This window comes from Pseudomonas sp. ATCC 13867 (assembly GCF_000349845.1).
Taxonomy (GTDB): domain Bacteria; phylum Pseudomonadota; class Gammaproteobacteria; order Pseudomonadales; family Pseudomonadaceae; genus Pseudomonas.
This window is the reverse complement of the sequence record NC_020829.1, coordinates 1-23,164: the sequence shown is the minus strand read 5'-3', so window position 1 is coordinate 23,164 and position 23,164 is coordinate 1. Positions and strand designations below refer to the sequence as shown.

The following is a 23,164-nucleotide window of genomic DNA, read 5'->3' as shown; positions in this document are numbered from 1 at the left end:
CCCAGTGATTCTGCTGTGCGGTCTCATGCTGATGGCCGGCGCGTTCCCCCTACCGTACGCCTACTACAGTGTCCTGCGCCTGCTGGCCTGCGCGGTTTTCATATTCGCCACCTACTTGGCGGCGCAACGTCAGCATCGCTGGTTACCCTGGGCCTACGGCCTGTGCGCCTTGGTCTTCAATCCGCTCGCCAAACTGCATCTCCCCAAAGAGCTGTGGATGCTGCTGGATATCGCGGCAGGACTATTGCTGCTCGGTAGCGCGGGCGTTATTCGGCGCCGCGCGTCACCTCCCACCGAGTGATCTTGCCAGCACGAACGTGCCAACCGACAATTGCATTTCGCCACCAAGGGTGGCCCGGCGAGTTCGCCCAGGATGCACCGGGCGCCGATTGCGGCGCTTCAAGGCAAGGGACATGCAGAAACCGCGTACGCACTACGACAACCTGATGGTGGCGCGCACGGCCTCGGCCGAAGTCATCCGCGCCGCGTATAAGAGCCTGACACAGAAGTATCACCCGGATAAGAATCCGGGTGATCCGCAGGCCGCGCGGATCATGGCCATGATCAATCAGGCGTACGAGGTGCTTTCCGACCCACAGCGCCGGCGCTCGCACGATGACTGGATCGCGCAGCAAGAGCAGGCCTTTCAACAGGCACAGTTCGAACAGTTCCAGCGCCAGGCCGGCCGCGCGCACACGCAGCCACCACCGCCTCCGCCGCCGCCGCCGAAAACGCCCCCGCCACCCCCACCGCAGCAGCGTCAAAGCGCGCCTCCGCTCGCCTGGGGCGCACTGCTCGGCAATCTGTTCCGCACTGCCCGCTGGATCGGCGCGCTAGGCTTCGCCCTGGTGCTCGGGCTGTCCTACCTGGACTCGTACGGTCAACGCCACAGTGCCTACGTACCGCCGTCTGCCCCTGCGCGCACAACGGCATCGGCGACGCCCGGCAGTCCGTTGTTGCCGGCCGCAACCCCCGCCGCCAGCCGTACGGCACCGGCCGGGCCCCCTGTACCGCGCTGTCAGCCGATGCCACAGGATCCCAAGGGTCGTGCCTGGCCGCGCACGGCGGGCTACGTGCGCGGGTTTGGCATCCCCTACAACGCCGGTTACTCGCAAATCAGCATCGACAACTCCCAGGGCAACAGCGCGCTGTATATCAAACTGGGCCCTGCCACCTCACGCAGCGGCACCCTGGAGCGGCATGCCTTCGTGCCCGCCGGGCAGAAGTTCACCCTGCGCCAGATCAGCCCGGGGACGTACTACGTGAAGTACAAGGACATCGCCAGCGGCTGTAACTTTCGCTCCAGCCTGCTGCAGGTCGAGCAGTTCAGCACCGCCACCGGCTATCAGTACAGCGACATCAGCCTGACCCTGTACAAGGTGCTGCACGGCAACATGCGCGTCGAAAGCCTCAGCGAGGCCGACTTCTAGCGCACTGCAGAGCAGTGGACTGCGCGTAATAGGACGTTATGGTGAATAGCCCCCACACCTGAACCAGGGGCGGTGACCGCTTGGCCGGCGACGGCTACCGGCACGCCACGCTGCGCTATACCAGAAGGCGGGGAACTGGTTGGACGCGACAGCCAGGGGCGCCATGAAACGAGCCATCGAGCAGGAGACGTTGCGGGCATTGGTGGAAACCGGCGCGGCGTGGGAGATTCGCGTGCCGCCCAAGACGAGCCTGATACTTATGCTGGCTGACCAGAAAATTAATTGATGCCATGATGGCTTTCTGCCTTTCCCACAAAGTCAGTCTGGATAATGTGACAATGGCACGGGTTGCAATTGTCATGGAGCGGAAGGGCAGCTCACCCACGCGTCATGATCTAGCTCAAGCTAAGTGGTCGCCATGGAGCCGGCATAGAAATGGATTGGGAATCACTGCTAGACGAACTGTGGAGCTACGCCGCTTCTGATCCAAAAGAGTTGGAAACGAAGATTCGTTCGTGCCTGAAAGGCTATTCCTCAGAGGGTCTACTTCAAGCCATCTCCCTTCTTATTACTCAAGGGCAGCACCCCACAGCCCGGGTACTCCTCAGCGAGTTTCTTGAAAACCACCAGGCAACGGACGACATTCGACGCCGTCTTGAGCTAATCCTGCATTTCAAAAAGAGCCGCGTCCCCCAAACACTTTCGATCAAAAGCAAGCAGCAGAGCAAAGAGATGCTGCTTCGAGACGTCAATCACCTCGTCGCGTCAGGCAAGTTGCAAGCAGCTGAATCACTCCTGCTTGAAGCTATCGACATAAGCGAAGAGCCTGACTACCTGAATCTGCTCAGCCGCGTACACACGCTGCAGCGCCGCCCTTTAGAAGGGGCCAAGGCAATGCAACGTGCACTGCTGTTAAAACGCCAACAACAAGCCTTTACAGAGACAACTCTAGAGCCGGAAGTCGATCTACCAACGGCTAGCGACCTTGCATTTCTCAACGATTCATCCACTTCGCTGGCCACACTGGGGTGCCCAGTAGCGTCAACTGACCAGATCTCTTCGGAGGCAGTCGACAATTCTCTCAGTTTCATTCAACAAGCTGCCGCCCAGTTTCCACCTTTAAATTTGGACGGCTGGTGGGGAAATCATGTTGAGCCTTCCGCCAATGAAGCACCACCACTCGCCGATGCAGCTGAAGAGTTTGAGATATCCCCGGCCGTGGAAGGCGATACTGAAGAACAGGCAAGTGGGGACGCAATCACTTCGCGAGCTACTGAAAAGTCCATTCTTAAGCTTGCCATGCCGAGAAAAACCTCTGAGCCCGGCGAATTACAAGCTAGCGTCAGGATAATTAAGAGGTCGGGGCGATCTTTAAGCGTCATAAATTCTCCGTCCTTAAGTTCAACAGAAGCAAACACTGATGACGTCCCCGCGCCCCCGGATCATTCTCCTGTCCTCGACGAGCACGACGATGATCTTCCACTAGCTGAACTTGAGCTGGACGTACCTAGTCCTGTGCAAATGGGTCTGGGGCTTGAAGACCCGGAAGATGGCTTCGACTTCGATCATAACCTGCATGATCTGACCATCATCGAGCTGGGCAAAGAACTCGACGGAGATACCAACTCTGCTCTGGATGACTTCCGTGATCTAGATGATGACTACGCTGCCTATGCCTTTGACCCGGATGAAGTCTTCGGCAATGAGGAGCCGGCAGCATCCGAATCCAATGATTGGCTGGCAGACAAGCTTTCCCGTGAAGATCGCGCACTTCAGAAAGCTGCGGAACTGATTGGAAAAGCCAATTGGCCACTCAGCACACTACCCTTGGTTCAGCAGATTTTTGTTATGAGCGGCTGGGGGGCAACTCGTATTGCATTGGAGAGAGAGATCGAAAAAGGGCTGACTCCTGAGGAGCTGATCCTTGCTGCGCACATCAAAGTGATCTGGGCCGAAAACGATATCTACTGGATCGCCTTCGATAAAACCGGCAGCAGTCGCCTGTCCTACTACGTTCTGTCCTGGCCGACAGCACTGCTGATAGTGCGCTCCTTCGAGTCGCTTCCCCAAGTAGAAGAGATCGAGGTCTTCCTCGAAAACCTTTTTGCTTCCTGGTACGAGAACAGCACGTTGCGCCGTGCGTTTAAAGCCTTTGCTCGATACCTATGGTTCAGGTTCGCCAATCTCGGAGGTTGTCTGCCCGCCAGTCAGCAATTTGATTTTCATGATCCTCGCGAGCTACCACCGGAGGAATACAGTGATCTGGGACTTTGCGACACGCTAGAAATCGAGAAGACCGAGCGCCTGCGGGAATTTGGTGTTTTCCAAACAAAGCACCCCGAGGAACCCAGCTGTTACTTCAGTGACAAGCCGCCAGTTGTAGTAGAAACGCCTCCAATATTTCCCAAAAAGCGTTCGAAGAAACCAGCTGAAGACGCTGAGATGCCTAGCGATATTGAAGCTGAGGAAGATAGCGTTGACGTTGGTTCTGAAGGCGCTCCACCTCAGTGGTCAGCTGCTCCGCTCGCGTCTGCCTTGCACGCACAAAGTAGCGACCAACCCTCGCCAAACATTGAGCCATAAGGATAAAGGACTAGCCCATGAAGCCCCTTAGTCTTACCCACGTTCCCGGTTGCTGGGTATGCCAAACATTACCCAGCGGCCAGAGTGAACGTCGGGGCATTGTCAAAATGGCCATTGCTAAAGAAGCCGAAGATCAGCTTCAGGTTCACTGGTTCAGTCCGGAGAAGAAACTGGCCTATGTCGATGCATCTGCCGTGCGCTCAGGCTTTCAAAATGGCATGGACGTGATCGACGAAACACCAAATAGCGGTGTTCGCTCACTTGGGCAGGGCGTGATCATGCAGCAACGCACCTTAGCGGGGAGCGAGCAAGTCCTAGTCGACTTTCCTGAGCGAGGAGAACGCCATTGGCTGCCCTATCAGTACCTGCGTCAGGTGAAGGGCGTTAAGCATCGGTTTGTCACTGCCAGTAAAGGCGAAGCAGTCGATGCTGAACGCATGCGACTGCGCATGCTCGCCCATGCCATCAAGGTGTGGAATGAAAACACTGGTGCTCTTTCTCACCTAGAGATTGAACCGCTTCCTCATCAGATTCACTTGGTGCACCACATCCTCGCCTCCGGCAACTTCAACTGGTTGATCGCGGACGATGTGGGCCTCGGCAAGACTATTGAGACCGGCATGCTCCTGCATGCGCTGCGGCAACGAGATCTGGTCAAACGCATCTTGCTGGTTACCCCCGCAGGCCTGACCAAGCAATGGCAGGAAGAGCTCTACCACAAGTTCAAGATCGAAGACTTTGAGATCTATGGTGAGGACTTTTTCATCAACGAATCTCGCCAATGGAAGATGCACGACTGTGTCATTGGCTCCATGGATCGACTCAAGCAGGAAGGTCACTTGGAAAGCCTGCTCCAAGCAGAGCCCTGGGATCTGGTGATATTTGACGAAGGCCATCGACTCAGCCGTCGCCAGTACGGGCAGAAGCTGGACAGCTCGGAACGCTATGACTTGGCGAAAAATCTACGCAGTCAAACCAAACACATGCTGTTGCTGAGTGCGACCCCTCACCAGGGCATGCAAGACAAGTTTGTCGCTCTGCTGGAACTGCTTCGCCCCGAGCGACGCACCGACCTAATGGCTCTCAACATCAAGCCAGAAATCCTGCATGACATGGTGTTCCGCAATCACAAGGCGGATGTAACGGATGCAGAAGGGAACTTCATCTTCCAAGGCAAAATAACCAGTGCCTTGCAGGTACCCAGCAGCACGGAATCCATCGAATTCGATAAAACCCTTCAGGACTATCTGCGCAAAGGCTATGACGCGGGTGAAGCACTGGGACGAACCGGTAACGCTATTGGCTTCGTGATGACCGTCTACCGCAAGCTAGCAGCCTCCAGTGCAGCAGCTATTCATAGGGCGTTGTGCAACCGCCTTCAGCGCCTGCTCGACGATGAGGCCAACGGACTCTCGGATGAAGAACCCAGAGACCAACGTTATCTGGGTGAATGGGAAGAACAGTTCACCAGTGATGCCCGCGAATTCTTCGCTGGTGAAGTGCAGCTGCTTAAAGACCTGATTGCCGAAGCAGCAGTACTGAAGGCTAACGACCTCAAACTGAAGCTGTTTATCGAAGACATCATCGGCAAGATCCACGCCGCCAATGCCGACGAGAAGGTGCTGATCTTTACCGAATACCGCACCACTCAAAACTACCTCCGCGCAGCACTGGCTGACCAATATGGTAGCGACCAGGTCGAGCTCATTAATGGCTCCATGCAACATGCTGAGCGACGTGAGGCTATCAAGCGATTCGAGGAGCAAGGCCGCTTTCTGATTTCGACTGAGGCAGGCGGGGAGGGCATCAACCTTCAGAGCAAATGCCACGTCATGGTCAACTATGACCTGCCCTGGAACCCAATGCGCCTCGTACAGCGCATTGGCCGCCTGTATCGCTATGGCCAGAAGAAGAAGGTTGTCGTGTTCAACATCCAGCAAACCGACAGTCTGGATCAGAACATCGTCGACCTGATGTATGAGCGAATCGACAGCGTGGTGACCGATCTTGCCGAGGTTCAGCGGCATGAGTTCAACGAAGGCCTGAAGGATGAAATCCTCGGAGAGCTGGCCGAGCTGATCGACGTAGAAGACATCCTGCAACAGGCGACAAAACTCGGCATAGACCGTACCCGTGAGCGAATCGACGAAGCGCTGAAGCAGGCACGTACGGCTGCCGCTAAACAACGAGAGCTGTTTGCCCATGCCGCCACCAGCGACCCCAGTGAGCTACGCGATGAGCTCGAAATTACTGTCGATCATCTCTACAGCTTTGTCCTTGGGATGTTCGATCAATTGGGCATTGAGGTCGCAGAGCGCAGCCATAAAGAGCGGTTGCTGCGTATCCGATTGTCCGAGCAGGTAATGCGCGACATGGGGCTGTCCCCGAAGGCCTCACAGCGCATGGATGTAACCTTGGATCGCATGCTGGCGGCCAATCGTCCAGACACCCACATGCTCGACCTCAACTCCAAGCTGATGCAGTACCTACTGGGCAAGGCCTGCGAGTACGATTTTGGCGGTTTGGCTGCCATGCTCAATGCGCCAGAACTAGGAGAGGGTGCTCTGCTTGGAGCCATGCTGCGCTGGCAAGGCCCCCAGGGCAAACGCATGCGCCAGGAGTTTGTTGCCATTCAGGTTAACGGTGGTAAAGCCAAGCTGAACCCTGCGAAGGCCAGCCAATGGCTCCTGAGCCCTGCCGTACACAGTAGCCTTAGCCCAGCCGCAGAGGCCTCCAAGTGGCTGTTCAAAGTTGCAGAAGAAATGGTTAATCAGCGACTTGCTGATGCCAGTAACCGCTATCTAATACCCGAAAATTTGGACTGGGCAGCTGCAGGCTGGACTCAGGACAGCACATCGTTCTAGCGAAGCAAGTACAGATAAAGACAAACTCGGCCACCACACATAAACATCAACACCAAGGAAGTGCCCGAAGCATGAGCTTCAGAACCGCTGAACCGTCCCTGAAAGACGTCCTCGACTCAATCGCTAAAGGCGAAACCCAGCTGCCTGACTTTCAACGCGGCTGGGTCTGGGATGACAGGCACATCAGCTCCCTAATCGCGAGCTTGTCTCTTTCGTACCCCATTGGCGCGGTCATGTTTCTTGAAGCTGGCGGTGTCCCTTTTAAACCGCGCCTTTTCGAAGGCGTTGAGCTCAAGCCTGCTCCTAGTCCGAAGATCCTGGTGCTAGATGGTCAGCAGCGCCTCACCTCTATGTATCTGGCTTTACGAAGCGGTAAGCCCGTCAAAACCAGAACGGAAAAGGGCGCAGAGATTAATCGTGTGTACTTCCTCGATATGACGAAGTGCCTAGATCCGCAGGAGGATCGTGAAGACGCCGTGGTTTCTGTGCCGGAATCCCTAATGGTTACTTCCGATTTCGGTCGCCATGTGGATCTCGATCTCAGCACGCCTACTAAGCAGTATCAGCTGCGCATGTTCCCGGCTGCCCTGATGTTTGATACAGCGGGCTTCATGCAGTGGAAAATGGGCTATGCGAACCACTTCGGAAATAACCTCGAAGCAGCGATGTTTCTCATGCGCTTCGAACAGGATATCTGGCTTCGCTTCCAGCAGTTCAAGGTTCCAGCCATCGAGTTGTCCAGCGACACACCGCGCGAGGCGGTCTGCCAAGTATTCGAGAAGGTGAACACAGGTGGAGTAACGCTGACAGTCTTTGAGCTAATGACGGCGACCTTTGCTGCCAGCGAATTCAATCTACGCGAAGACTGGGACAAACGTGCAGCCCGGATGACCTCCAGACACAGCGTTCTGAAGGCCGTAGATGGTACGAGCTTCCTAGTGGCCGTAACATTGCTCGCCAGCTTCGAGCGCCATCTGAAGAGCAAGAGTCCAGTTTCCTGCAAACGGGCCGACGTACTGCGCCTGGAGAAAGAGGATTTCACCCGGCTTGCAGACAGCGTCGAGGCGGGATTCAAGAAAGCTGCAGAGATCCTGGCGGAAGAGAAGATCTTTGAGATTCGCAGCCTGCCGTATGCAACCCAGTTGATTCCCCTGGCAGTGATTTGCACGCACCATCAGATCAAAATCGATCTGCATGGTGTGAAGCAGAAGGTCTTGCGCTGGTACTGGTGTGGCGTCTTTGGTGAACTGTATGGCGGCGCCAACGAAACCCGCTTTGCAATGGACGTCCCGGATGTGGCCCAGTGGATTGAGGAGGGTAATGAACCTCGGACTCTGCGTGACTCCAGTTTTGCGCCCAATCGGCTGCTATCGCTGCAATCGCGCCAAGCCGCTGCCTACAAGGGCCTAACTGCGTTGCTGATGAAACATGGCAGCCGCGACTTCATCACCGGTACACCGATCGATCTGAACACCTATTTCAACAACGCCATCGACATACACCACATTTTCCCCCGTGCCTGGTGCGAAGCCCCAGCCCAGAGACTACCCCGCGAGAAGTGGAACAGCGTAGTCAACAAAGCTCCGCTAGCCGCCAGCACCAACCGCTATATCGGTGGGGATGCCCCCAGCATCTATCTAGGGCGTGTCGAGAAGCACAAGCAGGTTGATGCCAAGACGCTGGATACCTTCCTACATAGCCATGCCATTCCGGTGGCAGAGCTACGTGGTGATAACTTCGACGACTTCATCTGCAAACGCGGCAGTGAACTGCTGAAGCTCATCGAGGCAGCCACCGGCAAAGGCATCTCGGGTCGCGACAGCGAGGAAACCGTCAAGGCATTCGGCGCTGCCCTTGCCTGACGGTTGCTGGCGTATTCCGGGGTTTACAGCGACTCTGTAGGCCATCAGCAAGCGGATTGCCAAAAGACATTCTAGAAATTCCAAGGTTAAGCACCATGAATTCCCCCAAGCTCCAAGACCAAAGCCAGATCAAGTGGATTTCCGACTTCATCTGGAACATCGCCGATGACCGCCTGCGCGATGTGTATGTACGCGGCAAGTACCGCGACGTGATCCTGCCCTTCACCGTACTGCGACGGCTCGATGCAGTGCTAGAAGCTACTAAGGACGCGGTGCTGGAGCGCAAGAAACTACTTGATGCCCACAACGTGGCAGAGCAGGACGGTGCACTACGTGATGCTGCCAAGCAGGCGTTCTACAACGTTTCGGAATTCACCCTAGCCAAGCTGAAGGCTAGCGCGGCAGGCCAGCGCCTGCGCGATGACTTCATTGCATATTTAGACGGCTTCTCGCCCAACGTGCAGGAGATCCTCACCAAGTTCAACTTCCGCAACCAGATTCAGAAGCTAGTGGATTCCCACGTCCTCGGCTACCTGATCGACGACTTCCTCGACCCGGAGATCAATCTCGCGCCGCTGCCGGTCAAGGATGCAGACGGGCGCATCAAGCTGCCTGCGCTGGACAACCACGGCATGGGCACCGTGTTCGAGGAGCTGATCCGCCGCTTCAACGAAGAAAACAACGAAGAGGCGGGCGAACACTTCACGCCACGCGACGTGGTTCAACTCATGGCTAAGCTGTTGTTCCTGCCCGTGGCTGACTGGATTGAATCCAGCACCTACTCGCTATACGACGGCAGCTGCGGCACAGGCGGGATGCTGACTGTTGCCGAAGAAGTCTTGCACGAACTGGCGGACGAACACGACAAGGAGGTGTCCATTCACCTGTTCGGCCAGGAGATCAGCGACGAAACCTACGCCATCTGCAAGGCCGACTTGCTCCTGAAAGGCGAGGGCGCAGAGGCCGAGAACATAGTTGGCGGTGCAGACAAATCGACCCTGTCCGCCGATCAGTTCCGCAGCCGCGAGTTCGATTTCATGATCTCCAACCCTCCCTATGGCAAGAGTTGGAAAACCGATCTGGAGCGCATGGGCGGCAAGAAGGAATTCAACGATCCTCGCTTTATCGTCAGCCACGCGGGCGAGTCCGAGTTCAAGCTCATCACCCGCTCCAGCGACGGGCAGCTCATGTTCCTGGTGAACAAGCTGCAAAAGATGAAGCACAACACGCCGCTGGGCAGCCGCATCGCGCTGGTGCATAACGGCTCGGCGCTGTTTACCGGCGACGCAGGCCAAGGTGAGAGCAACATACGCCGCTGGGTACTAGAGAACGACTGGCTGGAGGCCATCATCGCCCTACCGCTCAACATCTTCTACAACACCGGCATTGCCACCTATATATGGGTGCTGGCCAACAAGAAGGCCCAAGCGCGCCGTGGCAAAGTGCAGTTAATAGATGCATCGCAGTGGTTTCAGCCGCTGCGCCGTAACCTCGGCAAGAAGAACTGCGAACTGAGTGATTCTGACGTTGCCTGCATCCTCGATCTCTACCTCGGTGAAGCACAGGAAACCGCCCAGTCCAAATGGTTCGATACCCAGGACTTCGGCTACTGGAAGATCACCGTCGAGCGCCCGCTACGCCTGAAAAGCCAACTCTCCGACGAACGCATTGAGCCCCTGCGTTTTGCCTCCAGCGACGAGGCACTGCGCGCCGAGATCTACGCCACCCACGGCGAAGCGCTCTACAGCGAGTTCGCCAAGCGCAAAACGGCCATCGAGGCCTGGCTAAAAGGTGAGGATGAGAACGAAGACGAGGACAGTGAAGACGGCGACAGCGACGATGACAGTGAGACCCCCGCAACCCGCAAGGCTGTGCCCGCCAAGCGCCGCAAGAAACTGCTCGACGCATCGACTTGGCAGCGTGACAAGCGGTTGCTGGAGGTGGCGCAACGGGCTCGGAAGGCGCTGGGCAGCGCCGTGTTCGACGACCACAATGAGTTCCGCACCTGCTTCGATGCTGCACTCAAAGCGCAGGGCGACAAGCTCAGCGCGTCAGAGAAGAAGGCCATCTACAAGGCTGTCAGCTGGCGAGACGAAACGGCTCCGCCCGTTATTGCAAAACGCACAAAACTCAAAGCCTCTGACCCCTTTGTGGGGAATTACGATGGTCGTTATCTGTTAGATGAACACAACCACCGCGAAGTCGTGGAATATGAATCCGACGCGGATCTGCGCGACACCGAGCAGGTGCCGTTAAAAGAGCCAGGCGGTATCGACGCCTTCTTTGCCCGCGAAGTGCGGCCGCATACACCAGATGCCTGGATCGCCACGGACAAAACCCAGATCGGCTATGAAATTTCGTTCGCCCGCTACTTCTACAAGCCCACGCCACTGCGCACTCTGGCGGAAATCCGCGCTGACATACTCGCGCTGGAGCAGCAGAGCGAAGGTTTGCTGCACAAGATTGTGGGGGGGGTGTGATGGGTGCAGCGAGCGCATACCCGAAGTATCGGAAGCCGAAGATGCGTTGGTTGCTCTCCGTACCGGAGCACTGGAATGAGCAACGCGCCAAAACCTTCTTCCGCGAGGTGGATGAGCGCTCGAAGACCGGGCAGGAAGAATTGCTGTCGGTGTCGCACCTCACAGGAGTGACCCCGCGCAGCCAGAAGAACGTGACGATGTTCAAGGCAGCGAGCTACATAGGCTCCAAACTGTGCCGCCCCGGCGATATCGTCATCAACACGCTATGGGCTTGGATGGCAGCGCTTGGTGCGAGCAGGCACGTGGGCATCGTCAGTCCCGCCTATGGCGTGTACCGCCCGCACCAGGCCGACAGCTTCAACCCGGCGTATCTCGATTACCTGTTGCGCACCCGTGCCTACGCGGCCGAATACATCGGCCGCTCGACCGGTATCCGCGCTTCGCGTCTGCGCCTTTACCCGAATCAATTTCTCGACATTCAACTGATCCAGCCGCCTCGCCCTGAGCAAGACCAGATCGTTGCCTACTTACGCGCGCAGGACGCACACACCGCCCGATTAATTAAGACCAAGCGCGATCTCATCAAGCTGCTCACCGAACAGAAGCTGCGCATCATCGACCACGCCGTTACACGCGGTCTCGATGCTGCTGTCGCGCTCAAGCCTTCTGGCATCGAATGGCTGGGTGAGGTACCGGAGCATTGGGAGCTTCGCCGATTGAAGTTCCTCGCCAGTAACACTACGAACCAGACCACAACCAAAGCCAACGAGGAAATTTATCTGGCACTGGAGCACGTTCAAAGTTGGACTGGCGTGGCGCGGCCGCTTGAGGGCGAAGTCGAATTTGCTAGCACGGTGAAACGGTTTATCGCCGGCGACGTTCTGTTCGGAAAACTCCGTCCCTACTTGGCGAAGGTAACGCGGGCGCACCGTGCTGGCGTATGCGTGAGCGAGTTTCTCGTGCTGCGGGCGCGCAAGGAACTAGTCCTTCCTGCTTATCTCGAGCAGCTACTGCGCTGCAAGCGCGTCATTGACCTGATTAACAGCTCCACGGCGGGCGCGAAGATGCCACGTGCCGATTGGACTTTCATCGGCAATGTACGGCTCCCCATTCCACGTCAAGATGAACAGGAAGCGATTCTGTCGCACATATTGCGTGAAACGAAGGACTTGGACGAAGCCATCGCCCGCGCCGAAGATGAAATCAAACTGATCCGCGAATTCCGCGACCGCCTGATTGGCGATGTGGTCACGGGCCAAGTGGACGTGCGGGGCTGGCAACCCAGTCCGGAGGACGTAGTGGACGACACGGCGTTGGCCGCGCTGGGCGATGACCAAGAGGATGTGACTGAAGAGGAGGATGGTGATGGCGAAGACTGACACCAGCGAGCGCTGGTTCGAGGCGCGTGTGGTACGCGGCCTGACCGGCGTACCGCAGCCCGAGTACAGCCATGAGCTGGCCCCCAGGGACTTCGCCGCCACCCACAACGGCTACGTGCAGGGCAAGCCAACCGACTACAATCGCGACGTAGCGCTGGATGTGGTGCTGTTGTTGGCCTTCTTGCAAGCCACACAGCCCAAGGCGGTGGACACACTGGAACTGGCTGCGGAGGGCATCAAGCGCACCCAGTTCCTGCACCGGCTGCAAGGCGAGATCACCAAGCGCGGTGTCGTGGACGTACTGCGCAAGGGCGTGAGCCACGGGCCGGTACACGTCGATCTCTACAAGCTGCTTCCCACACCGGGCAATACCGCTGCAACGGATGCCTTTAGCAAGAACATCTTCAGCGTCACCCGGCAACTACGCTACAGCAACGATTCCAGCAACGAACTGGACTTGGCGATCTTCATCAACGGCCTGCCGGTGCTGACCTTCGAATTGAAGAACTCGCTGACCAAGCAGACCTTGGCCGACGCCATCGTCCAGTACCAGACCACCCGCAGCCCGCAGGAGCTGCTGTTCCAATTGGGGCGTTGCGTTGCGCATATCGCAGTGGATGACGCGGAGGCCGCGTTCTGCACCGAGCTGAAGGGCAAGGCCTCGTGGTTCCTACCGTTCAACCAGGGCTGGAACAGCGGCGCAGGCAACCCGCCCAACCCGGATGGTCTAAAGACCGATTACCTGTGGAAGCAGGTGCTGACCCGCGAGTCGCTGGCCAACATCATCGAGAGCTACGCGCAGGTGGTGGAAGAGGAAGAAGCGGATGCTAGCGGCAAGAAACGCAAGAAGCGCAAGCAAATCTTCCCGCGCTTCCATCAGTTGCGCACGGTGCGTGCCCTGCTGCGCCGCGCCCACAGAGACGGGGTGAGTAAGCGTTATCTGATCCAGCATTCGGCAGGTAGCGGCAAGAGCAACACCATTGCCTGGCTAGCGCACCAGCTGGTGGAGCTACGCCGCAAGGATGACCCGATGACGGTGCAGTACGACTCCATCATCGTCATCACCGACCGGCGCGCGTTGGACACGCAGATCGCCCGCACCATCAAGGGCTACGACCACGTGGCGGCGATCTTCGGCCACTCCGACAACGCGCAGGAACTGCGCGAGTACTTGCGCCGGGGCAAGAAGATCATCGTCACCACGGTGCAGAAATTCCCGTTCATCCTTGATGAGTTGGGTGACCTCTCCGGCAAAAACTTCGCACTGTTGATCGACGAGGCGCACTCCAGCCAGGGCGGCAAAACCACGGCACGGATGCACGAAGCCCTCGGCGGAAAGGTTGCCGAAGAGGAGTTTGAGGAGGACAGCACGCAGGATGCGGTCAACACAGAAATCGAGAAGCGCATCGCCTCGCGGAAGTTGCTGGCCAACGCCAGCTACTTCGCGTTCACTGCCACGCCCAAGAACAAGACGCTGGAGTTGTTCGGCGAGAAGACTCTCGTTGGTGACAAGGTGGAATTCCGCTCGCCCGAAGAACTGACCTACACAACCAAGCAGGCCATCCAGGAGAAGTTCATCCTGGACGTGGTGGAGAACTACACCAGCTACGATAGCTTCTACCAAGTCGCCAAGACCGTCGAAGACGATCCCGAATTCGACAAGGCGAAGGCACTTAAGAAGATCCGTCATTACGTCGAATCGCACGACAAGGCCATCCGCTGCAAGGCCGAGATCATGGTCGATCACTTCATTGATCAGGTAGCGGGCAAGCACAAAATTGGCGGCAAGGCGCGGGCCATGATTGTGTGCAACGGCATCGCACGTGCCATCGACTATTACCGCGAGGTGTCCGACTACCTCACCCAGATCAAGAGCCCGTACAAGGCCATCGTGGCGTACTCAGGTGACTTCGATATCGGCGGCGAGAAGAAGACCGAGGCAGACCTCAACGGTTTCCCGAGCAAGGACATCCCGGTCAATCTCAAGCAAGACCCGTATCGCTTTCTGATTGTCGCAAACAAGTTCGTCACTGGCTTTGATGAGCCCCTACTGCACACGATGTACGTGGACAAGCCATTGGCAGGCGTGCTGGCAGTGCAGACCCTGTCGCGCCTCAACAGAGCCCATCCGCAAAAGCATGACACCTTCGTGCTCGACTTCGCGGACAACGCTGAGGCAGTAAAGGCGGCATTCCAGGATTACTACCGTGCCACGATTCAGATAGGAGAAACCGATGCCAACAAGCTGCACGACCTGAAAGCCGAGCTCGACGGGCAGCAGGTGTATAGCTGGCAGCAGGTTGAGGACTTGGTCGCGCTTTACCTTGGCGGCGCAGATCGGGACAAGCTCGACCCAATTCTTGACGCTTGCGTGGGGGAGTACCAGGAGAACCTAGACGAAGACGGGCAGGTGAAATTCAAGGGCAAAGCCAAGGCATTTGTGCGTAGTTACGGCTTCCTTGCCGCAATCCTGAGCTACGGCCATCCGTCGTGGGAGAAGCTGTCGATCTTCCTAAACTTTCTCATTCCGAAGTTGCCCGCACCCAAGGAGGAGGATCTCTCCAAAGGCGTACTGGAATCGGTCGACATGGACAGCTATCGCGTAGAAGCCCAAGCGGCTCTCAAGATGGCGATGGACGATACCGATGCAACGTTTGATCCCGTTCCACCGAGCGGTGGTGGCGGCAACGGCGAGCCCGAAATCGACAGGCTGTCGAACATCATCAAGACCTTCAACGATTTGTTCGGCAACATCGATTGGAAGGACGAGGACAAAATCCGCAAGGTCATCACCGAAGAGATTCCCGCGCGCGTAGCCCAGGACAAGGCCTACAGGAATGCACAGGCGAACTCCGATAAGCAAAACGCCAGGTTGGAACACAACAAAGCGCTCAATCGCGTCGTGCTGGAGCTGCTGTCTGACCACACTGAGTTATTCAAGCAATTCAGCGACAACCCGAACTTCAAACGCTGGCTGACGGACATGGTGTTTGATGTGACTTATCAATCCCAAAATGCCGATGGAGCGCGCAGCGGTGGGCAGATTAGGGCGCGTGCCCTAAAGGTGATACAGGAAAGGTTCGGTGTTGCAGGCATCTGGTCGAGAGCGGTTGATACCCTTTTTGAGCGCTTAGATAGTAGTTGTGAAAACTTGAGTCTTTCTGATCTGGTGGAAATAGAGAAGTTCAGTGGGCTGTCAGTCAGCAACATCTTGTTCCCTCTCTTGAACGTGCTGTCTGCCAACGACGTAGGTATTTTTCGTCGCGAGTTTCTTAATTTAGACTCATCTACCTCCCGCCTACCGATGGATTTTGATGAGGTGCGGCGCATGGCATCCGCACACCAAGGGGAAGGTGATTGGGCAGAGCGCCTGTCAATCCAATGGGCTCTTAGAGATGCTAGAGGAAATATGCATGGCTGACAGCCTGAAAACATTGTTCAACTGGTTTCCTGCTTTGCGAACGCTGTTTCAAGCAAAGACGGAGCATGAGTTTGATGATTTTTTGGATCGTCATTTCGAGGAATGTATTCAGCGTATGGAAGCTGAGGCACACCACTTGACGGCAGATAAAGAGGAAAAACTGTCCGCATTCTTGGCGGCTGCTTTGAGCATGCCGGGCCTTTCTGTAGTGCGTGAGGGGTACAGCAACGGTCGCGTTGACCTGACGATTAAATCTGAGAGCATTCAATCCTCTGAACGACGTCTGGCCGAAGCAAAGATCTATGCAGGGTCAGCTAAACATGTACAGGCTATCCAACAGCTGGTTTCCCGCTACTCCACTGGGCGACAAAGCCGTGGGTATGTCGTCGAATACATCCAGAAGCCTGGCATCTCCGACATCGTTGTTAAGCTGCGAGCCAAGGCTGATATCGGCTTTCCTGTAAATCAGCAAGGAACGACATGCGATCACCGGATGAAATGGGCGTATATCAGCGACCACCGACATACGAGCCAAGAGCTAATTCGAGTTGTTCACATTAATGTGAATCTTCATCGATGATTTAGAGCCAGGATAGAAACGAATGGGGCTGGAAGGCTGCTGTTTTCTGAGCCTTGATTGGCTTCCTGACGAGCCAGACAAGATCACTGCAATCGCTGGGGTTAGGGGCGCTGACTCCGTACCAGCACCTATTGGTGGTGGGGGTGGGGCGGGCTACAGGATGAGGATGCCAACTGATTAGAGCAATGCCGAACGCACTCCGCTTTCTTCATCTCCAAAAGATTCACCTAGCTCAACCTATCTAAAGAAAACCCCAGAAGGCACATGGCCTCCTGGGGTTTTCTTTTTCTTCTAGCCACTAACTTTGGCCGATACGCTTAACTCTGGCCGAAAAGGCAAATAACTTTGCCCACCTACACTGGCTCAGATGTCCAGGTTGGACACCGCCAGGGCGTTGCTTTCGATGAAGTCGCGGCGTGGCTCCACGGCATCGCCCATCAGGGTGTTGAACAGCTGGTCGGCGGCGATGGCGTCCTCGATGGTTACCTTCAGCATGCGGCGCACGTTCGGGTCCATCGTGGTTTCCCATAGCTGGTCCGGGTTCATCTCGCCCAGCCCCTTGTATCGCTGGATGCTGTGACGCTTGGTGCCTTCGGCCATCAGCCAGTCCAGGGCTTCCTTGAAGCTCGAGACGATCTTCTTGCGCTCGCCTTTCTGCACGTAGGCGCCTTCTTCCATCAGGCTGTTCAGCTTGGCGCCCAGCTCGGTTACCGCGCGGTAATCGTTGCTGGCGAAGAAGTCGCGGTTGAAGGTGACGTAGCTCGACAGACCGTGGGCAACCATCTCGACTTCCGGCAGCCACAGGTGGCGCTCGCGATCCTCACGCAGGCTGACCTTGTAGACCAGGCCGGACTTCTCGGAGGCCTTCAGGCGCGCCTGGTATTGGTCCAGCCAGCCCTGCATGGCGGCCTGCTCACCCAACTGCTCGACCTCGATACGCGGCAGGTAGACGAAGTGCTCGGTCAGGTCCTGCGGATACAGACGAGACAGGCGGGAGAGGGTACGCATGACGCCACGGTACTCGTTGACCAGCTTCTCCAGCGCTTCGCCGGACAGGCCCGGAGCGCTTTCGTTGACGTGCACGCTGGCGTCCTCGAGGGCCGACTGGGTCATGTACTCCTCCATGGCCACGTCGTCCTTGATGTACTGCTCCTGCTTGCCGCGCTTCACCTTGTACAGCGGCGGCTGGGCGATGTAGATGTAGCCGCGCTCGACCAGCTCCGGCAACTGACGGAAGAAAAAGGTCAGCAGCAGGGTACGGATGTGCGAACCGTCGACGTCGGCATCGGTCATGATGATGATGTTGTGGTAACGCAGCTTGTCGATGTTGTACTCCTCGCGACCGATACCGCAGCCCAGCGCGGTGATCAGCGTGCCGACCTCCTGGGAGGACAGCATCTTGTCGAAGCGAGCCTTCTCGACGTTGAGGATCTTGCCCTTGAGCGGCAGGATCGCCTGGGTCTTGCGGTTACGACCCTGCTTCGCAGAACCGCCCGCGGAGTCACCTTCCACGATGTACAGTTCGGAGAGGGCGGGATCCTTCTCCTGGCAGTCGGCGAGCTTGCCCGGCAGGCCGGCGATGTCCAGCGCGCCTTTGCGGCGGGTCATCTCGCGAGCCTTGCGCGCAGCCTCACGGGCACGGGCGGCGTCGATCATCTTGCCGACCACGGCCTTGGCTTCGTTCGGGTTCTCCAGCAGGAAGTCGGCGAAGTACTTGCCCATCTCCTGTTCCACGGCGGTCTTCACCTCCGAGGAAACCAGCTTGTCCTTGGTCTGCGAGCTGAACTTCGGATCCGGCACCTTCACCGAAATGATCGCGGTCAGACCTTCACGGGCGTCGTCGCCGGTGGTAGCGATCTTGAACTTCTTCGCCAGGCCTTCCTGCTCGATGTAGTTGTTCAGGTGACGGGTAAGAGCAGAGCGGAAGCCTGCCAGGTGGGTACCACCGTCACGCTGGGGAATGTTGTTAGTGAAGCAGAGGATGTTCTCGTTGAAGCTGTCGTTCCACTGCAGGGCGACTTCCACGCCGACGCCGTCTTCTTCGCGCTGGCAGTTGAAGTGGAAGACCTGGTTCACCGCGGTCTTGTTGGTGTTCAGGTACTCGACGAAAGCCCGCAGGCCGCCTTCGTACTTGAACAGCTCTTCCTTGCCGGCACGCTCATCACGCAGGACGATGCCGACGCCGGAGTTCAGGAACGACAGCTCGCGAATCCGCTTGGCCAGGATGTCCCAGCTGAAGTGGATGTTGTGGAAGGTTTCCGGGGACGGCTTGAAGTGCACCTCGGTGCCCGAACCATCGGTATCGCCGACCGGGCGCAGCGGGAACTGCGGAACGCCGTGGTGGTAGACCTGCTCCCAGACCTTGCCTTCGCGGCGGATGGTCAGGCGCAGTTCGTGGGAGAGGGCGTTCACCACCGACACACCCACGCCGTGCAGACCGCCGGAGACCTTGTAGCTGTTGTCGTCAAACTTACCGCCGGCGTGAAGGACGGTCATGATGACCTCGGCCGCGGAGACCCCTTCTTCCTTGTGGATATCCACCGGGATGCCGCGACCATTGTCGCGCACGGTGATGGATTCATCGGTGTGAATGGTGATGCTGATCTCGCTGCAATAGCCCGCCAGCGCTTCGTCGATCGAGTTGTCCACCACCTCGAAGACCATGTGGTGCAGGCCAGTGCCGTCGTCGGTATCACCGATGTACATGCCCGGACGCTTACGTACCGCGTCCAGCCCCTTCAGTACCTTGATACTGGAAGAGTCGTAGGTGTTCTCGCTCATTCTTCACTCCCGATGGTAGTGTCCTGAGAGACGCGCCCATGTTCCACGTGGAACATCGACACCGGCGTTTCCGTTTGCCAGCCGTCTTTCAATAAGTGCGGGTCGACGCAGGTGATGAATACCTGGCAACCCAGATCTTCGAGAAGCCGGCACAAAGACAACCGATGCTTCTCATCCAATTCGGAGGGGAGATCATCCACCAGGTAGACGCATTGCCCGCGCTTGGCCTGGTTGATCAGGTGCCCCTGGGCGATCCGCAACGCGCAGACCACCAGTTTCTGTTGGCCGCGGGACAGTATCTCCGCGGCATTGTGTCCCCCCAGGCGAATCCTCAGATCCGCCCGTTGCGGTCCTGCCTGGGTGTGCCCCATCTGCTGATCGCGGAGCAGGCTGGAAGACAGCACCTCACTCAGGTCACGCTCCTTGTCCCACCCACGGTAATAGCTGAGCGTCAGGTCATCGAGCTGGATCAGCTCGGCCAGGGTACGCTCGAACTGGGGCTTGAGAGCTTGGATATAGGACCTTCGATACGCGTCGATCTCATCGCTCGCGGCACATAATTCTCGGTCCCACGCAGCCTGCGAAGCACCGTCCAGTTTACCATGTCGGAGCCACGAGTTCCGCTGCCGCAGGGCCTTCTGCAATCTTTGCCAGGCGACCATGAAGCGTTGTTCCACGTGGAACACTCCCCAGTCGAGGAACTGCCGGCGAATCTTAGGCGCACCTTCCAGCAGGCGGAAGCTGTCCGGATTGATCAACTGCAACGGCAAGGTTTCCGCCAGCTGAGCAGCGCTACGCGCGTTCTGCCCGTCGATACGAATCTGGAACTCGCCTTGGCGATCTCGAGAAACCCCGAGGCTGCTGTCAAAGCCATTGCCCAGGCGCACCTGTCCGAACACCGTGCAAGCCGGTTCTTCGTACTGGATGACAGGTTGCAGGCGCATGCTGCGGAAGGAGCGCGCAAGACCGAGCAGGTAGATGGCTTCCAGCACGCTGGTCTTGCCGCTGCCGTTTTCGCCGTAGAGGATGTTGATGCGGGGGGAAGGGGAGAAGGTCACCGGGTGCAGGTTGCGCACCGCGGTGACCGAAAGGCGGGTAAGGGACATCGATACGCGTCAGAGGCGCATCGGCATGACGACGTAGGCGGAATCGTCGTTGTCCGCTTCCTGCACCAGCGCACTGCTATTGGAGTCGGAGAGGATCATGCGCACCTGCTCGGTACCCATGACACCCAGGACGTCCAGCAGGTAGCTGACGTTGAAGCCGATTTCCAGGCTGCCGCCGTTGTAGTCGACCTGCACTTCTTCTTCCGCTTCTTCCTGCTCCGGGTTGTTCGCCTGGATTTTCAGGAGGCCGTTGGAGAGTTGCAGACGGATACCACGGTACTTCTCGTTCGACAGGATGGCGGTGCGGCTGAAGGCTTCGCGCAGTACCTGGCGATCACCGAGCACCAGCTTGTCGCCGCCCTTGGGCAGTACGCGTTCGTAGTCGGGGAACTTGCCGTCTACCAGCTTGGAAGTAAAGGTGAACTCACCGGTGGTCGCACGGATGTGGTGCTGACCAAGAACGATGGACACTTCGCCGTCCTGCTCGGTGAGCAGACGAGCCAGTTCCAGGATGCCCTTGCGCGGCACGATCACCTGGTGGCGGTCCTGCGCTTCCGGCACCGCGTTACTCAAGGAGCACATGGCCAGGCGGTGACCGTCGGTAGCGACTGCGCGCAGGGTGCCGCCACCCACTTCCAGCAACATGCCATTGAGGTAGTAACGCACGTCCTGCTGCGCCATCGCGAAGCTGGTGCGGTCGATCAGACGGCGCAGCTTGCTCTGCACCAGGCTGAAGGTCAGCGAACCCGGACCTTCTTCCACGGTGGGAAAGTCGTTCGCCGGCAAGGTGGAGAGAGTGAAACGGCTGCGGCCGGCCTTCACCACCAGTTTCTGCTCGTCGACGCGGATATCGATCAACGCATCGCTGGGCAGGCTTTTGCAGATGTCCATCAGCTTGCGCGCGGGAACGGTGATCTCGCCTGGTTCGGCGGCCTCCTCCAGAGCGACGCGGCCAACCAGTTCGACTTCCAGGTCGGTACCGGTCAGCGACAGTTGCTGGCCTTCGACGACCAGCAGGACGTTGGAAAGAACCGGCAGCGTCTGGCGGCGCTCGACAACGCCAGCGACCAGTTGCAGGGGTTTCAACAGAGCTTCGCGTTGAATAGTGAAATGCATGGTCTAGTCCCTTGCCTCGTGAGGCTGCGTCAGGTGGTCAGAGTACGCAGCAGGTTCTTGTAGTCCTCGCGGATATCCGCGTCGGATTCCTTGAGTTGAGCGATCTTACGACAGGCGTGCAGCACCGTGGTGTGATCCCGACCGCCGAAGGCCACGCCGATCTCCGGCAGGCTGTGGTTGGTCAGTTCCTTGGAGAGTGCCATAGCAACCTGACGCGGACGCGCCACCGAGCGCGAACGGCGCTTGGACAGCAGGTCGGCGATCTTGATCTTGTAGTACTCGGCGACGGTACGCTGGATGTTGTCGATGCTGACCAGTTTGTCCTGCAGTGCCAGCAGGTCCTTCAGCGACTCGCGGATCAGCTCGATGGTGATCGGCCGCCCCATGAAGTGGGAATGGGCGATCACACGCTTGAGCGCACCTTCCAGCTCGCGCACGTTGGAGCGAATGCGCTGGGCGATGAAGAATGCAGCGTCGTGCGGCAGCTCGACCTTGGCCTGTTCGGCCTTCTTCATCAGGATCGCCACACGGGTTTCCAGTTCCGGCGGCTCCACGGCCACGGTCAGGCCCCAACCAAAGCGCGACTTCAGGCGCTCTTCCAGGCCTTCGATCTCCTTCGGATAGCGGTCGCTGGTCAGGATGACCTGCTGGCCGCCTTCGAGAAGGGCGTTGAAGGTGTGGAAGAACTCTTCCTGGGAACGCTCCTTGCGGGCAAAGAACTGGATATCGTCGATCAGCAGCGCGTCCACCGAACGGTAGAAACGCTTGAATTCGTTGATGGCGTTCAGTTGCAGCGCTTTCACCATGTCCGCGACGAAACGCTCCGAATGCAGGTACACGACCTTGGCATTGGGGTTCTTCTTCAGCAGATGGTTACCCACAGCGTGCATCAGGTGGGTCTTGCCCAGGCCGACGCCACCATAAAGGAACAGCGGGTTGTAGCCGTGCTTGAGATTGTCCGCCACCTGCCAGGCCGCCGCTCGGGCCAGCTGGTTGGATTTACCTTCGACGAAGTTCTCGAAGGTGAAGGTGCGGTTGAGGTAACTGGTGTGCTTGAGCGCACCTTCTACCTGCACGTTGCGCTCGGTACGCACCGACGTCGCCGGCATCGCGGCCGCCAGTGGATCGATTCCCGGGCTGGATTCGTCCAGGTCAGGCAGCGGCTGGGCAACGACCTGCACCGGCTGCGGCTCCGGAATCACCGGAGCAACCGCCACCGGCACGACAGGGGGCGGCGCAACCACTACGGTGGGCGCGGGAGTCGGCTGCACGCTGACATGGCTCTGCGGAACCAGCGCCGGGCGCGGAGTACGGCTGCGGCGGCTGCCGATCAGCAGCGACAGGGCAGGGATCTGGCCGTTGCCACGCTCACTGAGCAGCTCGAGCATGCGCCCCATGTACTTCTCGTTGACCCAATCGAGTACGAAACGATTGGGTGCGTACACGCGCAGCTCCTCACCCTCAGCCTCGACCTGCAGAGGTCGGATCCAGGTATTGAATTGCTGGGACGGCAGCTCGTCGCGCAGAAGCTCCACGCACTGCTGCCAAAGTTCCACGGACAC

General features: G+C 57.9%; 13 protein-coding genes and 1 pseudogene. 10 read left to right on the top strand and 4 right to left on the bottom strand.

The features are described from left to right. Positions 1-25 precede the first annotated feature (25 nt). The 10 genes from H681_RS00065 (at position 26) to H681_RS00025 (ending at position 16,599) form a co-directional block, all read left to right on the top strand. Positions 26-301 carry a DUF6804 family protein gene (locus tag H681_RS00065; protein WP_157883287.1) on the top strand — a complete coding sequence of 92 codons (276 nt, stop codon included), beginning with the start codon at positions 26-28 and terminating at the stop codon, positions 299-301. Between the two features lie 112 nt (positions 302-413). After that, positions 414-1,430, top strand: a complete 1,017-nt coding sequence (locus H681_RS00060; RefSeq protein WP_015474782.1) for a J domain-containing protein — start codon at positions 414-416, stop codon at positions 1,428-1,430. A 163-nt stretch (positions 1,431-1,593) separates the two neighbouring features. Next, on the top strand, positions 1,594-1,716 hold the full coding sequence (locus H681_RS27020) for a hypothetical protein (protein ID WP_269078273.1): 123 nt from the start codon (positions 1,594-1,596) through the stop codon (positions 1,714-1,716). 149 nt (positions 1,717-1,865) lie between these two features. Beyond that, positions 1,866-4,013, top strand: coding sequence for a hypothetical protein (locus H681_RS26800; protein WP_080636189.1), 2,148 nt, complete (start codon positions 1,866-1,868; stop codon positions 4,011-4,013). Between the two features lie 437 nt (positions 4,014-4,450). Next, positions 4,451-6,877 (top strand): DEAD/DEAH box helicase, encoded by a 2,427-nt coding sequence (locus tag H681_RS00050; RefSeq protein WP_086009582.1) that lies wholly within the window; start codon positions 4,451-4,453, stop codon positions 6,875-6,877. 71 nt (positions 6,878-6,948) lie between these two features. After that, complete coding sequence (locus H681_RS00045; RefSeq protein ID WP_015474779.1) at positions 6,949-8,739, top strand: DUF262 domain-containing protein; 1,791 nt, start codon at positions 6,949-6,951, stop codon at positions 8,737-8,739. Between the two features lie 95 nt (positions 8,740-8,834). Further along, positions 8,835-11,219 (top strand): type I restriction-modification system subunit M, encoded by a 2,385-nt coding sequence (locus H681_RS00040; protein ID WP_015474778.1) that lies wholly within the window; start codon positions 8,835-8,837, stop codon positions 11,217-11,219. Positions 11,220-11,260: 41 nt separating this feature from the next. Beyond that, on the top strand, positions 11,261-12,598 hold the full coding sequence (locus H681_RS00035) for a restriction endonuclease subunit S (protein WP_236620502.1): 1,338 nt from the start codon (positions 11,261-11,263) through the stop codon (positions 12,596-12,598). Continuing rightward, on the top strand, positions 12,585-16,019 hold the full coding sequence (locus H681_RS00030; protein ID WP_015474776.1) for a type I restriction endonuclease subunit R: 3,435 nt from the start codon (positions 12,585-12,587) through the stop codon (positions 16,017-16,019). The genes H681_RS00035 and H681_RS00030 overlap by 14 nt, the downstream gene beginning before the upstream one ends. Then, on the top strand, positions 16,012-16,599 hold the full coding sequence (locus tag H681_RS00025) for a hypothetical protein (RefSeq protein WP_015474775.1): 588 nt from the start codon (positions 16,012-16,014) through the stop codon (positions 16,597-16,599). The genes H681_RS00030 and H681_RS00025 overlap by 8 nt, the downstream gene beginning before the upstream one ends. 363 nt (positions 16,600-16,962) lie before the next feature. Here the strand turns inward: H681_RS00025 and gyrB are convergent, their stop codons facing one another. The 4 genes and pseudogenes from gyrB to dnaA all read right to left on the bottom strand — a co-directional run bounded on the left by gyrB (position 16,963) and on the right by dnaA (position 23,164). Further along, complete coding sequence (gyrB, locus tag H681_RS00020; RefSeq protein WP_015474774.1) at positions 16,963-19,380, bottom strand: DNA topoisomerase (ATP-hydrolyzing) subunit B; 2,418 nt, start codon at positions 19,378-19,380, stop codon at positions 16,963-16,965. Positions 19,381-19,383: 3 nt separating this feature from the next. Further along, positions 19,384-20,486, bottom strand: a pseudogene (gene recF / locus H681_RS00015) (DNA replication/repair protein RecF). A gap of 9 nt (positions 20,487-20,495) precedes the next feature. After that, a complete protein-coding gene (dnaN, locus tag H681_RS00010; RefSeq protein WP_015474772.1) occupies positions 20,496-21,602 on the bottom strand; it encodes a DNA polymerase III subunit beta in 1,107 nt (368 codons plus the stop codon). A 29-nt stretch (positions 21,603-21,631) separates the two neighbouring features. After that, positions 21,632-23,164: a chromosomal replication initiator protein DnaA gene (gene dnaA, locus H681_RS00005; protein ID WP_015474771.1), complete on the bottom strand. Its 1,533-nt coding sequence runs from the start codon at positions 23,162-23,164 to the stop codon at positions 21,632-21,634.

Excerpts from the sequence above, each read along its gene's own strand:
- H681_RS00065 (WP_157883287.1), top strand. The coding sequence starts at position 26 with ATGCTGATGGCCGGCGCGTTCCCCCTACCGTACGCCTACTACAGTGTC.
- H681_RS00060 (WP_015474782.1), top strand. The coding sequence starts at position 414 with ATGCAGAAACCGCGTACGCACTACGACAACCTGATGGTGGCGCGCACG.
- H681_RS27020 (WP_269078273.1), top strand. The coding sequence starts at position 1,594 with ATGAAACGAGCCATCGAGCAGGAGACGTTGCGGGCATTGGTGGAAACC.
- H681_RS26800 (WP_080636189.1), top strand. The coding sequence starts at position 1,866 with ATGGATTGGGAATCACTGCTAGACGAACTGTGGAGCTACGCCGCTTCT.
- H681_RS00050 (WP_086009582.1), top strand. The coding sequence starts at position 4,451 with ATGCGACTGCGCATGCTCGCCCATGCCATCAAGGTGTGGAATGAAAAC.
- H681_RS00045 (WP_015474779.1), top strand. The coding sequence starts at position 6,949 with ATGAGCTTCAGAACCGCTGAACCGTCCCTGAAAGACGTCCTCGACTCA.
- H681_RS00040 (WP_015474778.1), top strand. The coding sequence starts at position 8,835 with ATGAATTCCCCCAAGCTCCAAGACCAAAGCCAGATCAAGTGGATTTCC.
- H681_RS00035 (WP_236620502.1), top strand. The coding sequence starts at position 11,261 with ATGCGTTGGTTGCTCTCCGTACCGGAGCACTGGAATGAGCAACGCGCC.
- H681_RS00030 (WP_015474776.1), top strand. The coding sequence starts at position 12,585 with ATGGCGAAGACTGACACCAGCGAGCGCTGGTTCGAGGCGCGTGTGGTA.
- H681_RS00025 (WP_015474775.1), top strand. The coding sequence starts at position 16,012 with ATGGCTGACAGCCTGAAAACATTGTTCAACTGGTTTCCTGCTTTGCGA.
- gyrB (WP_015474774.1), bottom strand. The coding sequence starts at position 19,380 with ATGAGCGAGAACACCTACGACTCTTCCAGTATCAAGGTACTGAAGGGG.
- dnaN (WP_015474772.1), bottom strand. The coding sequence starts at position 21,602 with ATGCATTTCACTATTCAACGCGAAGCTCTGTTGAAACCCCTGCAACTG.